Source organism: Spirillospora sp. NPDC048823 (genome assembly GCF_043198445.1).
Taxonomy (GTDB): domain Bacteria; phylum Actinomycetota; class Actinomycetes; order Streptosporangiales; family Streptosporangiaceae; genus Spirillospora.
Window position 1 is genome coordinate 39895 of the sequence record NZ_JBICUT010000002.1, and the last position, 15001, is coordinate 54895.

A 15001-nucleotide genomic window follows, 5' to 3' on the forward strand; every position below is an offset into this window, starting at 1 on the left:
ACGATAGACGTGTAAGGAAGGGGTTACCCGCGGGTTCGGTCCGGACGGGGCACCGATAACCTCCCCCTTGTGGCAGATGCGAAGGAAACAGACGGCCGGGACCGGCTCGACGGCATGATGACCAATCTGGCGCGCGGGCGGATCGCCCTCGGCCTCGCGGCGTTCGCCGCACCCAAGCTGACCGTGAAGGCCATGGGGATGGGCGGCGGCGCCGACCCGGGCCGCGACTACATGGTCCGGATGTTCGCCGCGCGGGAGATCGCGCTCGGCGCCGGCTACCTGCTCAGCGGGGACGACTCCGGACGCCGCCTGTGGGCGCGGCTCGGCCTCGCCGTCGACTCCCTCGACCTCGTGAGCGGCGTGAAGACCCGTCCGGGACTGCCGCTGTGGGCGACGGCCGGGGCCGTGGGCGTCGCCGGGGGCGCGGCGGCGCTCGGGGCGGCGAAGGTCGCCCGCGACATCACGGGCTGACCCGGCAGCGGGCGGTCCGGGGTGAGTGACATCGCCCGAGACTCAGCTCACATGGCGTTGCGTCGCGAGCGATGTAATCTCATACTGACTAACCGAATCTCACTCGGTTTCGGGACGGAACCCCACAATTTGGAGGCGTAGTGGCCGAGGCGTACATCGTCGGCGCGGTCCGTACCCCCGTCGGTACCAAGAAGGGCGCCCTGAAGGACGTCCACCCCGCCGACCTCGGGGCCCACGTGCTCAAGGAGCTCGTCAACCGCACCGGCGTCGACCCCTCAGCGGTCGAAGACAACATCATGGGCTGCGTCATGCAGGTCGGCCCGCAGTCCCTCGACATCGCGCGCACCGCGTGGCTGTCGGCGGGCCTGCCGGACAACGTCCCCGGCGTGACCATCGACCGGCAGTGCGGATCGTCCCAGCAGGCGATCCACTTCGCCGCGCAGGGCGTCCTGTCGGGCACCCAGGACCTCGTCGTCGCGTCCGGCGTCGAGCAGATGGCCGTCGTCCCGATGGGCTCCTCCGTCGCGATGGCCCTGGAGAAGGGCATGCCCTTCCCGTACGGCGAGGGCTGGGCAGAGCGGTACGGCCAGCAGGAGGTCTCCCAGTTCCGCGGCGCGCAGATGATGTGCGAGAAGTGGGGCTTCAAGCGCCAGGACCTCGAAGAGTTCGCTCTCGAAAGCCACCAGCGCGCCAGCAAGGCCATCGACGCCGGCTACTACGACCGGGAGATCGCCCCGATCGCCGGCCTGTCCAAGGACGAGGGCGCCCGCCCCGACACCACGCTGGAGAAGATGGCGGGCCTGAAGCCCCTCCGCGAGGGCTGGGACATCACCGCCGCCGTCGCCTCGCAGATCTCCGTCGGCGCGTCCGCGCTGCTCATCGCCTCCGAAGAGGCCGTCAAGCAGCACAACCTGACGCCCCGCGCCCGCATCCACACCCTCGCCGTGTGCGGCTCGGACCCGGTCTACATGCTGACCGGCCCGATCCCCGCCACCGAGAAGGCCCTGTCGCGCGGCGGCCTGAAGATCGACGACATCGACGTCTTCGAGGTGAACGAGGCGTTCGCCCCGGTTCCGCTCGCCTGGGCCAAGGACACCGGCGCCTCCCTGGAGAAGACCAACCCGAACGGCGGCGCGATCGCCCTCGGCCACCCGCTCGGCGCCACCGGCGGCATCCTGATGACCAAGCTGCTGCACGAGCTGGAGCGCACCGGCACCCGCTACGGCCTCCAGACCATGTGCGAGGGCGGCGGCCAGGCCAACGCCACGATCATCGAGCGCGTTTAGTATTGATTCCGCGGCCTCGGGGCCCCGCCTGCCGGCCCGGACCCGAACCGCGTAAGCGGCGAGCGCTGCATCGCTTCGCGATCCGCCCCTTGGAGCATCGCCTCCGGCTCGCTCCAAGGGGCGGTCGACGCGCTCCCGGTGGCCGGTGTGGTCGCGTGGCCGGGAAGGGCTGAGGCATGTACGAAACGATCCTGTACGAGGTCGCGGATCGCGTCGCCCGGATCACCCTGAACCGGCCCGAGGCGCGCAACGCCCTCAGCGTCCAGATGATCGACGACCTGCTCGACGCGTTCGAGCGGGCCAAGGCCGACCCGGACGTCCGGGTCATCGTCCTCACCGGTTCGGGGGATCGCGCCTTCTGCGCGGGCGCCGACCTCGGCGGCCTGGGCGAGAACGGTCTCGCCGCCCCCGACGCGATCCGCGAGAGCGCCCCGTTCCGGCTGTTCACCGCGTTCCCGAAGCTCGGCAAGCCGATCATCGCCCGCCTCGCCGGGCACGCCGTGGCGGGCGGCCTGGGCCTGGCCGCCGCATGCGACCTCGTGATCGCCGCCGACGACGTCAAGCTCGCCACCCCCGAGGTCGACGTCGGGCTCTGGCCCATGATGATCATGGCGATCATCAACCGGAACGTCGCCCCGAAGCACGCCTTCAAGCTCTACTACACGGGCTCCCGCATCACCGCCGCCGAGGGCCGCGACATCGGCCTGGTCACCGAGGTCGTCCCCCGCGCGTCGCTGGACGCCCGCGTCGGCGAACTCGCCGGTGTCATCGCGTCCAAGAGCCCGCTCGGCCTGCGCCGGGGACGCGACGCCTTCTTCGCCGTCGAAGGCCGCCCGCTGGAGGACCAGGTGGCCCACCTGCTGGGCGAACTGGTCGGACTGGCCGCCACCGAGGACGCCAAGGAAGGCATCACGGCGTTCCTGGAGAACCGCCCCCCCGATTTCCAAGGCCGCTGACGACCGCGCGGTCGATCACCGGGGCATCGGCTCGTGCTCAGCGGCCGGGCGGATACGGATGGTGCGGGGGAGGGCCCCCAGCGGGCGGGTACGGGGTGTTCGGCGGTGGGCCGCCTGCCGGGTGGGAACCTGTCGGGTAGGGGCCGGCGGCGGGCGGACGAGGGGCGTTCAGGACGTTCTGGTACGGGCCGGCGCCGTAGTCGGACGGGGGCAGGAACTGCGGCTGCCCCGCGGTGGGAGTGCTGAACGGCGGCGGAGCCGGCGGGCCCTGCCGCACCGGGCCGCCCGGCGGAGGCCCGGCCGCCGCCATGGCCGGGACGGGCGCCGGGCCGGAGGCGGGGGCCCAGGCCGTCCAGCCGAAGCGCTGCATGCGCCGGGCGCGGCGCTGCGCCAGCCGCCACTCATCACGGTGGCGGCGCTCGGCGAGGATGGCCGACAGCAGGATCTCCGGGCGCACGCCCGGCGGCGGGGGCGGGCTCACCACCTCGACGACCTGCGACGCGATCCGGTGCCCCAGCGAGTCGCGGACCTCCGGCAGCAGCTCCCAGAAACGCGACAGGTACTGCCGCGCCGTCATCGCCAGCTCGTCCGACAGCATCGACAGCTCCAGCGAGCGGGCCCACCAGGCGAGCTGCGGCGGCATCACCGCCAACGGGGTGAAGTAGGCCGACTGGGCCCGGTCCTGGATGACGATCGTCCCGGCGAACAGGTCGCCGAGGCGCTTGCCGCGCCGGTTGCAGAACGAGGTGATCAGCGCGGGCGAGCCGTAGAACGTCCAGAACTCGATGACCCCGGCCAGCGCCCGCACGAGGGCCTGCCGGAACCGGATCGGACCGCCGTCGTCGGCGACGACCCGGAGCCCGACGGCCATCTTCCCCAGCGTCCGGCCCCGCGACAGTGTCTCGAACACGCACGGATAGCCGACCAGGACGGCGATGACGGCGAGCAGCGTCAGCCCGACCGCCCATGCTTCGTCGGCGACGAGCGCCGTCATCGCCGTCACGTAGACCGCGACGTTGAGCAGGACCAGCTGGAGAATCAGGTCGAGCAGCATGGCGCAGCCACGGCTGGCCAGGCGCGCGACCCGGATGTCGAGCGCGACGGCCTCGCCGGTGACGAGTTCAGCCATGTCCTGATCCTCCGATTGCCTGGGGTGGGTCCATTTTGCCGGTTCCCTGGGTGAAGACGTTAGTCTCCCTGGGTGGACGTCGACGCCTACGTGGCCGCGCACAACGCCGAATGGCAGCGCCTTGAGTGGCTCATCAACCGCGGCCGCAGGCTGACCGGCGCGGAAGCCGACGAACTGGTCGAGCTTTATCAGCGGACGGCGACCCACCTGTCGGTCGTCCGGTCCAGTTCACCCGACCCTCAGCTCGTAGGACGGCTGTCGTCGCTCGTGGCGCGGGGCAGGGCGGCGGTGGCCGGCGCGCAGGCGCCGCTGTGGCGGGACGTCACCCGGTTCGCGACGGTGTCGTTCCCGGCGGCCGCGTACCGGATGCGGTGGTGGTGGCTCGGCAGCGCCGTCCTCGGCAACCTGGTGTCGCTTGCCCTGGCGATCTGGGTCGTGCACAGCCCCGAAGTGCAGGCGAGCATCGGCACACCGGACGAGATCCGCGAACTGGTCGAGAACGACTTCGCGAACTACTACACCGAGCATTCGGCGGCGTCGTTCGCGTTCCAGGTCTGGGTCAACAACGCCTGGGTGTCGGCGATCGCGCTGATATTCGGCATCCTGCTCGGTATCCCGACGGTGTACGTGCTGCTGCTGAACCAGGTCAACCTCGGCCTCACCGGCGGCCTGATGTTCGCCTACGGCAAGGGCGACGTGTTCTTCGGGCTGATCCTCCCGCACGGCCTGCTGGAACTCACCGCCGTCTACCTGGCCTGCGCGGGGGGCCTGAAACTCGGCTGGACGATCATCGACCCGGGGCCGCGGCGGCGAGGGCAGGCACTCGCCGAGGAGGGACGCGCCGCCGTCAGCATCGCGATCGGCCTCGTCGCCGTCCTGCTGGTGTCCGGCCTCATCGAGGGATTCGTCACCGGCTGGGTGCACATCACCTGGCTGCGCATCGGCATCGGCGTCGTCGCCGAGGCCGCGTTCCTCGGCTACGTGATCGTCCTCGGCCGCCGCGCCACCCGCCAGGGCGAGACCGGCGACGCCGAACTGCGCCCCGACCTGGCCCCGGTGGCGGGCTGACGGGCGCACCGGGCGTCCGGGCTCAGAGGCGGCCCGCGGCCTTCAGCGCCAGGTAGGCGTCGGCGAGGGCGGGGGCGATCTCGCCGGGTGGGGCGTCCACGACCTCGACACCGTGCCCGCGGAGCTCGGCGGTGAGGCGGCGGCGTTCGGCGCGGGCGCGTTCGGCGGCGGCCGCGTCGTACACCGACGCGAGGTCGCCGCGTCCGGCCGCCATCTCCCCGACCCGCGGATCCGACACCGCGGCGATCATGACGAGGTGCCGGGCGGTGAGCTGCGGCAGCAGCGGCAGCAGCCCCTCCTCCATCGCGGCGCTGTTCAGCTCGGTGAGCAGGACGACCAGGCACCGCTGCCGGACGCGCGCCATCAGCGTCGACACCATCCCGGCGGCGTCGCACTCGATCAGCTCCGGCTCCAGCGGCGCGAGCGCGTGCACCATCGCGGGCAGCAGGTCGGTGCGGGAGGCGCCCTCGACGCGGGTGCGGACGCGCCGGTCGTAGGCGAGCAGGTCGACGCGGTCGCCGGCGCGGGACGCGAGGGCGCCGAGCAGCATCGCCGCGTCCATCGAGCAGTCGAGCCGGGGGATGTCGCCGACGCGGCCCGCGGAGGTGCGGCCGGTGTCGAGCACCAGGTAGATCCGCCGGTCGCGTTCGGGACGCCACGTCCGGACGACGACGTCGCCGCGGCGTGCCGTGGCCCGCCAGTCGATGGACCGGACGTCGTCGCCGTCCACGTACTCCCGCAGCGAGTCGAACTCGGTTCCCTGCCCGCGGATCAGGGCGACGTGCGCGCCGGTCAGTTCACGCAGGCGTGCGAGCTTGGAGGGAAGGTGGCGGCGCGACGGAAACGCCGGCAGGGCACGGACCGTCCAGGGCGCGGGACGCGAAAGCTGCCGCGCGGCCAGCCCGAGCGGCCCGACAGAGCGGACCACGACGGTGACGGCCTTCCGGTCGCCGCGGCGGGTCGGAGTCAACGTCATCTCGACGCGGCGTCGCTCCCCGGCCGGGACGTGCACCTTGACCATGCGCGGGGTGGCACCGGCGCTGGGCGGCCACACGTCACGCAGGCGCGCTTTCAAGCGCCGCCGTCCCAGGTTCTCCACGATCAGCGACACCTTGGCCGTCTCACCGAGACGGACGTTGGTGTCGCCCGCGCGGTGGAAGCGCAGCGCCCGCACGTTTCCGGCCAGCGCGAGGTCGGCGACGACGCCGAGCAGCAGGACGCCCCACACCGCGAACAGCGTCCACCAGCTCGGCGCCACCAGCGGGACGAGCGCGCCGAGCAGTGCCAGCAGCCCCAGGCGTCCGGTCAGCGCCATCAGCGCGGGGCGGGGACGTGGGCGAGGATGCCCTCCAGCACGCCGTCGGCCGTCGCGCCCTCCAGTTCCGCCTCGGGACGGAGCTGGACGCGGTGCCGCAGCGTCGGCCGGGCCAGCGCCTTCACATCGTCCGGCGTGACGTAGTCGCGGCCCGACAGCCACGCCCAGGCACGGGACGTGGCCAGCAGCGCCGTCGCACCACGGGGGGAGACGCCGAGCTGGAGCGACGGCGACTGCCGGGTGGCGCGGCACAGGTCCACGACGTACGCGGCGACCTTGGGGTCGAGGTGGATGGCCCTGACGGCGGCCCGCCCGGCGGCGAGTTCGTCCGCGCCCGCGACGGCCTGGACCTCCGACAGGTCACGCGGGTCGAAACCGGCCGCGTGCCGCTGAAGCATGGAGATCTCTTCGTCCCGGGTGGGGACGGGCACGCTCAGCTTGACCAGGAACCGGTCGAGCTGGGCCTCGGGCAGGGGGTAGGTGCCCTCGTACTCGATCGGGTTCTGTGTCGCGCACACCACGAACGGGTCGGGCAAAGCGCGCGCGGAGCCCTCAACCGAGACCTGCCGTTCCTCCATGGCCTCCAGAAGGGAGGCCTGCGTCTTCGGCGGCGTCCGGTTGATCTCGTCGGCGAGGAGGAGGTTGGTGAAGACGGGACCCTCGCGGAACTCGAACTCCGCGGTCCTGTTGTCGTACACCAGCGATCCGGTCACGTCACCGGGCATCAGGTCAGGGGTGAACTGGACGCGCTTGAAATCCAGGTCGAGGGCACGCGAGAGCGTCTTGATGAGCAGCGTCTTCGCCGTACCTGGGACGCCCTCCAGCAGCACGTGGCCGCGGCAGAGCAACGCGATGACCAGACCGGTCACGACGGAGTCCTGGCCGACGACCGTCTTGGCGATCTCACCGCGCAGCGCCGTGAGCGCCGCGCGGGCCGTCTCGGCCTGCCGCCGCGCCTCCTCCGGCATCCCGCCCGGCGGAGGGCCGCTCACGGCGCTCGCGCCGCTTCCGGCGCCCATGCCACCGGGCACGTCGTCCTTCCCGAGCTCTACTGGGTGGTTCAAGACTGGCGTACCTGCCTTTCCAGGTCGTCGAGGACGTCGCTGAGGGCGATGAGCCCTGCGTCGTCCAAGGGTTCAGGACCGTACAGGGCCGCGCCGACGTACGTCTCGTCGTAGGGCGAGCGGTGGGCGACCGCCGAGACGATCTCCTGCGCGGCGGCGGGGTCCTGCGCGCTGCTGCGGGGGAGTCCGAGCAGCGGGACGAGACGTTCGCGCGCCCCGGATCGCAACGCGTCCGAGGCCCGGTCGCGGGCGTGCCCGGCGCGGTAGAGGCGGGCACGCCCCTCGACCGTTTCGGCGGAGCGTACGACGACCGGCAGCGCCTCCGCCACGACCGGGCCGAGGCGGCGGCCCCGCCACAGGGCGACCAGCAGCACCGCGACCAGCAGCTGGAGCATGAACAGCTTGACGCCGAACGGCAGCAGATCACCGAGCGACTGCTGCCCGGCGCCCGCGCCGTTCTCCGGCATGTCGGGGACGAGCCAGACGACCGAGGAAGCGGCACCGGTGCCGGTCGTGGAGAGCAGGTTCATCGCCAGCGCCGCGTTGCCCTCCTCGGTGAGGCGCTCGTTCGTCAGCGGTGAGGCGGAGCCCAGCACGGTGACGGTGCCGGCGACGTTCCGGACCTGGACGACCCTGGGACTGCCGTACTCGGTCTTGTAGCACTCCGTGACGGGTCCGGTCACGTCGTACGTCTCGGACTCGTGGAGGGCGACCGGGCCCGAAAGCGCGGCGGCCTGCAGCGAACAGCCCGGCTCGTCGGCGTCCTCGAAGGTCGAGCCGCCCTTGCGCACCCGCGGGGCCAGCTCGGCGAGCGCGAACGACGTGGGCCGGACGAGCAGCAGATCGGCCTGCGCGCCCGACAGGTGGGTCAGGTCCTCGCTGGTGAGCCGCTCGGTGCGGGTCACCACCATGACCGTCCCCGGACCGGCCTGGCGGACGGCGTCGTCCACGTCCCTGGCCACCGACACCGACGTCCCGTTCTGCCGCAGGATCTCCGCGAGGGCCCTGCTGCCGTCCTGCTTCGGCGAGGTCGGGTCGAGCGCCTGCGGCGACGTCGAGGGCCGCAGCGCGGCCAGGATCACGGCGATCACGACCATCGCGAGGATCACCGCGACCACGCCGCGGGCCGACCGCCAGCGGCGCCCCGCGACCTGCCGCGCGGACGGCTCCGCGCCCTGCCCGCCTTGCCCGCTCTGTCCGCCCTGTCCGGCCGGTCCGCTCTGGGGCGGGGTCTGCGTCACCATCGCGGGCCTCCGTCCTCGCCGGCCCCGGCGAGTGTGAGGTCGTCGTCCTCCAGCGGTTTCGGCCGTGCCGCCCGCAGCCTGTCGTCCAGGTCCTTGACCCGCGCGTACCCCTCGGAGGTGCCGGGACGGTCGCCGTACCAGACGTCGTCGAAGATCCGCACGCCGGTGCGCAGGTCGTCGGCCAGCTCGGGTACGGCCTCGCCCGCTTCGGCGGCCAGTTCGTCGGCGGTACGCCCCGGACGCGCCGACAGCACCGCGCGCTCCTCGAGGTCGCGGGCGATGGCCCGGAGCCGCTCGCGGATCGCCTCGGGCCACTGGCCGGCCGCCGCGTGCCGTTCCGCCGCGTCCCGGTGGTCGAGCGCCGTCGACGGCTCGTCGTCCAGCAGCGGGTCGGTCCGGGAGCGCGGGTTCCAGCGGCCCCGCATCAGCCACGCGACCAGCGCGATCGCGGCGAGGACGATGAGCACGATGACGACGATCGACACCCAGCCGCCGCCGCTGCCCTGCGCCTCCGGGCGGGCCGCCTGGGTGAGCAGATCCTGCAGCCACTCGGAGAAGTCGTCCCAGGCGCGTTCCAGCCAGGACGGCTTGTCGCGCTGGTAGATCTGCTTCTCCAGTTCGCGGCGGGCCATCTCGCGGGCCTCGTCGCGGCCGACCGGATCGAGCGACATGGGTGTGAGCACGGTCATGGATGTGAGCACGGTCATGGATGCGCCCCCGCCTGCGGACGTGCCGGTGGCGGGCCGGTCCGCCACAGGTCGATGAAGCCTTCATCGCGGTCGGTGCCGTCCCCATCGGTGCCGTCCCGGCCGGTGCCGTCGCGGCCGTCGGCGACCCGGCCTTCCGGGCCCGCCGAAATGGCCGCCGCGGAACGTCCCCGGGTGCGCAGCTCCAGATCGAAGCCTTCGCGGCGCATCCGCCGGTCCATGTAGAGCAGGGCGATCACGCCGGCGTCGAACGGCAGCACCACCGACCAGCTCACGATCCGCCCGAGCGTGTCGACGGCCAGCGCGGCCATCGTCGAATCCGCGCCGGAAGAGTCGCCGAAGAAGACCAGCTGCACGAACAGGAACGGGATCCGCAGCGCGAAGAACCCCATGAAGACGGTGATGAGCAAAGCCAGCAGAAGCGTCCCGCACGTCCGGAACCAGCGGCCCTTGGACAGCGTCACCGCGCGGCGGAGTGCGCCGCCGACGGTCTGCCGCTCCATGACGACCGCCGGGACGGCCAGGACGAACAGAAGATAAAGCCACATCATCAGCCCGATGCCGAGGGGGAAGCCCAGAATCCCGGCGGACACGATGAACGCGGGATTCACGTCGGCGGCGATCAGCAGGAAGAACGGTACGACCGGCAAGAGCAGCGCGGCCAGCGAGATCCCCATGACGGCCGCGGCGGTGGCGGCCAGCCGGCCGAGCCTCGGACGGGCGTCCCGCCATGCCTGCCCGGGCGCGATCGGCATGCCCACCAGCTCACGGCCCAGAATCGGTGCCAGCATTCCCGACAGCAGCAAAATCCCATACGCCGACAGCACGAGCCCCAGAACCGTCAGCGTGAGCTGCGCGCCGAGCGACTCCATCAGCACTTCCGGGGTGACCTCGTCCCGGGCGTCGTCGCCGATGAAGAAGTACGCGGCGACCGAACTCGCCACCTGGATCACCGTGCTGATCGCCACCGCCAGCCCGAGCGACGTGCGCGGACGCCGCCGGATCCCGGCGATAGCGCCGTCCAGCATCTCCGAGATGGACATGGGGCGGAACGGGACGCCCTGCACGTCGAGTGCGTCCACGTCGTCGTCCCAGCCGTCCGGTCCCGGCATCTCGGCTCCTGCGATCTCTGGCGAGGGTCGGCCCGGCGCGTCCCGGGGCCCGTCCGGGCCTCCTCAACGAGCGCCGGTCAGGTCATCCTGTCACGGGCGCGGTGCCGCGATTGCCGTCACCGGCCGGGAGCGTGCCGGTCTGGGGTACTACGGAGGGTGCGGACGCCGAATCGCGCCGGTCACGGGCGGCCTTGCGCGGGTTTCGTGTGCCGCCCCTACAATTCCGTGCCGCCCCCTCGTATCCCGGGAGAGCCATGGAAGACGCAAACGCGGGTAACCTGGCACGCCAAGGCATATCTCTCCCTGGCGAGGTGGGGACGGAGCATCGCGCCGCCGAGTACTTTTCATCCGAACTATCGCGAGAGCCGGCACCCGTCAGCCCTGGCCAGGACGAAAAGCACTCACTACTCCACCGAACCCCGACTTTGTGACGATGAGGGCCATGAGAGGACGTGTACTGGTCGTCGACGACGATCTGGCGCTCGCCGAGATGCTCGGCATCGTGCTGAGGGGCGAGGGCTTCGAACCATCGTTCGTCCACGACGGCGACAAGGCGCTCGAGGCGTTCCGGGAGACCCGGCCGGACCTCGTGCTGCTCGACCTGATGCTGCCGGGGGCGGACGGCATCGACGTCTGCCGCCAGATCCGCGCCGAGACCGGCGTGCCGATCGTCATGCTGACCGCCAAGAGCGACACCGTGGACGTCGTCCTCGGACTGGAGTCGGGCGCCGACGACTACATCGTCAAGCCGTTCAAGCCCAAGGAACTGGTGGCGCGCGTACGCGCGCGTCTGCGGCGCACCGACGAACCGGCGCCGGAGACCCTGCAGATCGGGGACATCACCATCGACGTCGCCGGCCACTCGGTCAAACGCGGCGACCGGCACATCCCGCTGACTCCGCTGGAGTTCGACCTGCTCGTGGCGCTGGCCCGCAAGCCCCGCCAGGTGTTCACGCGCGAGGTCCTGCTGGAACAGGTCTGGGGGTACCGGCACGCCGCCGACACCCGCCTGGTCAACGTGCACGTGCAGCGACTCCGCGCCAAGATCGAGAAGGACCCCGAACGTCCTGAGATAGTCGTCACCGTGCGCGGTGTCGGCTACAAGGCGGGGCCGGCCTGACCGCGGCCGGTCCCACGTGACCTCCGCGTTTCTCATGAACACCGACATGAAGAGGGCGAAGCGGTTCGTCCGGCGTGGGCTGGGCGCCGTTCAGCGCGCTCTGCGGAGCGCCGCCCGCAGCGGCTACACGCGCTGGCGGCGGTCGATCCAGGTACGTGTCGTCACGTCCACACTGTTCATTTCGGCGATCGTGGTGGTGATCCTCGGCGCGTTCCTGATGCAGCAGGTGTCGTCGGCGCTCATGGACGGGAAGGTCAAGGCGGCACGCCTTCAGCTGGACGACGGCCTTGCGCAGGTGCAGCGCGACCTGGGCAACTCACCCGGGGACGACAGCAGGCTCAACACGACGATCGACCGGCTGAAGTCCCGTAGCGGCCCGTCCGGGCTGTACGAGGTCTACATACGCGACACCACAGAGCAGTACTTCGACGGGTACACGACCAATGAACTGCGTCAGGAGAGCGTCCCGCCGCGGCTTCGCGAGGAACTGAAGAACGCGCCCGCGGGAACGCGCGCCTACACCTACGGCGAGCTCTCCTACGTCGGTGACCGTCCGTCGGAGAGCGGCCTCATCGTGGGCGGCAAGACGGGCCAGTTCGAGCTCTACTACCTGTTCCCGCTAGAGGAGGAACAGCGGACCCTGACCAACGTGGGGCGGTCCCTGGCCGGCGTCGGCATCGTGCTGGTACTGCTCTTGGCCGCGATCGCCTCGCTGGTGACGCGCCAGGTCGTCATACCGGTGCGGCTGGCCGCCCAGGGCGCGCAGAGGCTCGCCGCCGGGCGGCTGGAAGAGCGCATGAGGGTCCGCGGAGAGGACGATCTCGCGCGCCTCGCCCGCTCGTTCAACGAAATGGCCGCCAACCTGCAAGAGAAGATCGGCGAACTGGAAGACCTCTCCCAGGTGCAGCGCCAGTTCGTCTCGGACGTCTCCCACGAGCTGCGTACGCCCCTGACCACCATCAGGATCGCCGCGGACATGCTCTACGAGAACCGCGACAGCTTCAGCGACCCCTCAGTGGGACGGTCCGCGGAACTGCTGCAGAGTCAGCTGGAGCGGTTCGAGTCCCTTCTGGCGGACCTGCTGGAGATCAGCAGGCACGACGCCGGCGCGGCGACACTGGACGCCGAATCCCTCGACATGCGCGACCTCGTCCTGCGTGTCGTGGGCGACATCCAGGGGCTGTCCGAACGCAAGGGCAGCAAGGTCGTCCTGCAACTGCCCGGTGAGCCGTGCATGGCCGAGGTCGACCGCCGCCGCGTCGAACGCATCCTGCGGAACCTGCTCGTCAACGCCGTCGAGCACGGCGACGGCGAGGACATCGTGGTGTCCGTCGCCGCCGACCGCGACGCCGTGGCCGTCGCCGTCCGCGACCACGGGGTCGGCCTCAAACCGGGGGAGGGGCAGATGGTCTTCGACCGCTTCTGGCGCGCCGACCCCGCCCGCGCCCGCACCACCGGCGGCACCGGCCTCGGCCTGTCGATCTCCCGGGAGGACGCGCAACTGCACGGCGGATGGCTGCAGGCGTGGGGGGAGCCCGGTGTGGGCTCCCAGTTCCGCCTCTCGCTGCCCCGCACGGCCGGGGCCGAACTCCGGGGCTCGCCGCTCCCGCTCGTCCCTCCAGGGGCCGGTGACGCCCGCCCGCTGTTCGCGGAGCTGGAGGTCCAGGAGTGACCGGGCGGATCAACTGCCTCCTGACGGCCGCCGCCCTCCTCCTCGGCGGCGCCGGATGCGCGGCCGTGCCGAGCGGCGGGCAGGTCGTGACAGGCGAACCAGCCGAACGCGCCGAGCGTGTCGACGACCCCTACGTCCGGCTGATCCCGGTGGAGCCGCACCCCGAATGGGGCCCCGCGCAGATCGTCTCGGGTTTCCTCGCCGCGTCCGCGAGCTTCGACGACGACCACAAGGTCGCCAAGCTCTACCTCAACAGGCAGAACACCTGGAACCCCGGGCTGCGTCCCTCGGTGACCGTCCTGGCGAGCCGCACCGACCCGCAGGTGATCAAGGCGTCCGAGACCCAGGCGACGGTCAGGATCACCGGTGAGGAACTCGGCACCATCTCCTCCGACGGCCAGTACACCGCGTCCCCGAAGGAACTCGACGCCACGTTCCAGCTCGCCAAGACCCAGCAGGGCGTCTGGCGCATCACCAGCCTGCCCGGCGACGAGAAGTCCGGCCTTCTGCTCACCAAGGACGACGTCGAACGCGCCATGCGCACCGTCAACCTGTTCTACTTCGCCCCAGACCGGCACACCCTCGTCCCGAACGGAATCTTCCTGCCGGTGGTGAACAGGCAGAAACTTCCGACCCAGCTCGTCCAGGCCCTCCTGACCGGGCCGACGTCCTGGCTGAACGGCGCCGTCCAGACCGCCTTCCCGAAGGACACCCGGCTGAAGCGGAGCGTCCGGGTCGACAAGGAGGTCGCCACCGTCGACCTCACCAAGGAGGCCCGCGGCGGCAACATCGAGCGGATGTCGGCACAGCTCAGCTGGACGATGCGGCAGCTCTCGGAGATCAAGCGGTGGCGGCTGCAGATCGATGGCGAGACCGTCACACCCGACGGCATGGACTCCACCCAGCCCGTCCACGCATGGGAGGTCAACTCCCCCGACGGGCAGATCTCGCATGACGAAACCCACCAGAACGCCTATGTGGTCGGCCCGTCCGGTTTCCTCGGCGTCCTGGAGGGCGACCGCGCCCAGCCCGTCGTGACCGGCGCCGCCGGCCGCATGTCCCGCCCCGCCGTCGCCCCCGACTACCAGGAGGTCGCCGGGCTGAACGCCGAGGCCGACCAGGTACTCGCCGCCGCCCCCGTCACCGGCACGCCCGCCCCCCGTGTTCTGCTGACCGCGCGGGAGGGGGCCCGCTTCACCGCTCCGTCCTGGAGCCGCGACGGCACCCTGTGGGTCGTGGAGAGCAAGGAGGATGCCTCCTGGCTCTGGGTGCGCCGGCGCGGGCACCAGCCCGTCCGCGCCGCCCACTGGGGCCTCGGCGGCCGCGAGGTCCTGGAGTTCCGCGTCTCCCGCGACGGCGTCCGCGCCGCCGTCATCGCCCGCGTGGACGGCCGTCCCCAGGTGCAGATCGGCCGCATCGTCCAGACCGCCGACGGCTCCCTCGACGTCGGCTCGTTCCTGCCCGTGAGCTCGGAACTGCAGGACGCCATCGACCTCGCCTGGCGCGACTACAACACCCTCGCCGTCCTCGGCCGCGCCAAACGCGACTCGCAGACCCTCCCGTTCCTGATGCCGATCAGCGGCAGTGCCATCACGTCCCTGGGCGTCGGCTCCCTGGGCGAACCCCGCACGATCGCCGCCGCCCCCGGCGCCCCGATCCTCATCGGCACCCGCTCGTCCGGCAAGGACCAGGTCTGCCGCCAGCGTTCCCCCAGCAACTCCTACAGCCCCTGGATCTGCCCGACCCCCGCGAAGGACCCCGGCTACCCACGCTGACACCGATGGCCGGCCCGGCGGGTCGTCCCGGCCCGTCCGGGGGCAGGCGAGCCGGCGTCGTGAAGCGGTTGTCCACAGGTGC

General features: G+C 71.6%; 13 protein-coding genes. 7 read left to right on the top strand and 6 right to left on the bottom strand.

From position 1 onward, the window contains the following. The first annotated feature begins 69 nt into the window (after nucleotides 1–69). The 3 genes from ACGFK0_RS03905 to ACGFK0_RS03915 all read left to right on the top strand — a co-directional run bounded on the left by ACGFK0_RS03905 (nucleotide 70) and on the right by ACGFK0_RS03915 (nucleotide 2713). Nucleotides 70–471: a hypothetical protein gene (locus tag ACGFK0_RS03905; RefSeq protein WP_392899714.1), complete on the top strand. Its 402-nt coding sequence runs from the start codon at nucleotides 70–72 to the stop codon at nucleotides 469–471. 140 nt (nucleotides 472–611) lie between these two features. Beyond that, a complete protein-coding gene (locus ACGFK0_RS03910; RefSeq protein ID WP_392899717.1) occupies nucleotides 612–1757 on the top strand; it encodes an acetyl-CoA C-acetyltransferase in 1146 nt (381 codons plus the stop codon). Nucleotides 1758–1933: 176 nt separating this feature from the next. Continuing rightward, nucleotides 1934–2713, top strand: coding sequence for an enoyl-CoA hydratase/isomerase family protein (locus tag ACGFK0_RS03915; protein ID WP_392899720.1), 780 nt, complete (start codon nucleotides 1934–1936; stop codon nucleotides 2711–2713). Nucleotides 2714–2750: 37 nt separating this feature from the next. Here ACGFK0_RS03915 and ACGFK0_RS03920 read toward each other — a convergent pair whose 3' ends face one another. Further along, on the bottom strand, nucleotides 2751–3842 hold the full coding sequence (locus ACGFK0_RS03920; RefSeq protein ID WP_392899723.1) for an RDD family protein: 1092 nt from the start codon (nucleotides 3840–3842) through the stop codon (nucleotides 2751–2753). Nucleotides 3843–3914: 72 nt separating this feature from the next. Between ACGFK0_RS03920 and ACGFK0_RS03925 the strand changes: the two genes are divergently transcribed. Continuing rightward, on the top strand, nucleotides 3915–4910 hold the full coding sequence (locus tag ACGFK0_RS03925) for a stage II sporulation protein M (RefSeq protein ID WP_392899726.1): 996 nt from the start codon (nucleotides 3915–3917) through the stop codon (nucleotides 4908–4910). Between the two features lie 22 nt (nucleotides 4911–4932). Here the strand turns inward: ACGFK0_RS03925 and ACGFK0_RS03930 are convergent, their stop codons facing one another. The 5 genes from ACGFK0_RS03930 to ACGFK0_RS03950 all read right to left on the bottom strand — a co-directional run bounded on the left by ACGFK0_RS03930 (nucleotide 4933) and on the right by ACGFK0_RS03950 (nucleotide 10352). Continuing rightward, entirely contained in the window at nucleotides 4933–6225 is a 1293-nt protein-coding gene (locus ACGFK0_RS03930; protein ID WP_392899729.1) for a DUF58 domain-containing protein, read from the bottom strand. Then, nucleotides 6225–7193, bottom strand: coding sequence for an AAA family ATPase (locus tag ACGFK0_RS03935; RefSeq protein ID WP_392901418.1), 969 nt, complete (start codon nucleotides 7191–7193; stop codon nucleotides 6225–6227). Before ACGFK0_RS03935 ends, ACGFK0_RS03930 begins: the two co-directional genes overlap by 1 nt. Nucleotides 7194–7285: 92 nt before the next feature. Continuing rightward, complete coding sequence (locus ACGFK0_RS03940; protein ID WP_392899732.1) at nucleotides 7286–8533, bottom strand: DUF4350 domain-containing protein; 1248 nt, start codon at nucleotides 8531–8533, stop codon at nucleotides 7286–7288. Continuing rightward, complete coding sequence (locus ACGFK0_RS03945) at nucleotides 8527–9240, bottom strand: DUF4129 domain-containing protein (protein WP_392899735.1); 714 nt, start codon at nucleotides 9238–9240, stop codon at nucleotides 8527–8529. Before ACGFK0_RS03945 ends, ACGFK0_RS03940 begins: the two co-directional genes overlap by 7 nt. Then, nucleotides 9237–10352 carry a hypothetical protein gene (locus ACGFK0_RS03950; RefSeq protein ID WP_392899737.1) on the bottom strand — a complete coding sequence of 372 codons (1116 nt, stop codon included), beginning with the start codon at nucleotides 10350–10352 and terminating at the stop codon, nucleotides 9237–9239. Before ACGFK0_RS03950 ends, ACGFK0_RS03945 begins: the two co-directional genes overlap by 4 nt. Nucleotides 10353–10794: 442 nt before the next feature. Between ACGFK0_RS03950 and mtrA the strand changes: the two genes are divergently transcribed. Genes mtrA through ACGFK0_RS03965 form a run of 3 tightly spaced genes read left to right on the top strand, consistent with a single transcriptional unit; the run spans nucleotide 10795 to nucleotide 14919 of the window. Further along, complete coding sequence (gene mtrA / locus ACGFK0_RS03955; protein WP_392899741.1) at nucleotides 10795–11472, top strand: MtrAB system response regulator MtrA; 678 nt, start codon at nucleotides 10795–10797, stop codon at nucleotides 11470–11472. 46 nt (nucleotides 11473–11518) lie between these two features. After that, a complete protein-coding gene (mtrB, locus tag ACGFK0_RS03960) occupies nucleotides 11519–13144 on the top strand; it encodes an MtrAB system histidine kinase MtrB (RefSeq protein WP_392899745.1) in 1626 nt (541 codons plus the stop codon). Then, nucleotides 13141–14919, top strand: coding sequence for an LpqB family beta-propeller domain-containing protein (locus tag ACGFK0_RS03965; RefSeq protein ID WP_392899748.1), 1779 nt, complete (start codon nucleotides 13141–13143; stop codon nucleotides 14917–14919). Before mtrB ends, ACGFK0_RS03965 begins: the two co-directional genes overlap by 4 nt. Nucleotides 14920–15001 lie beyond the last annotated feature (82 nt).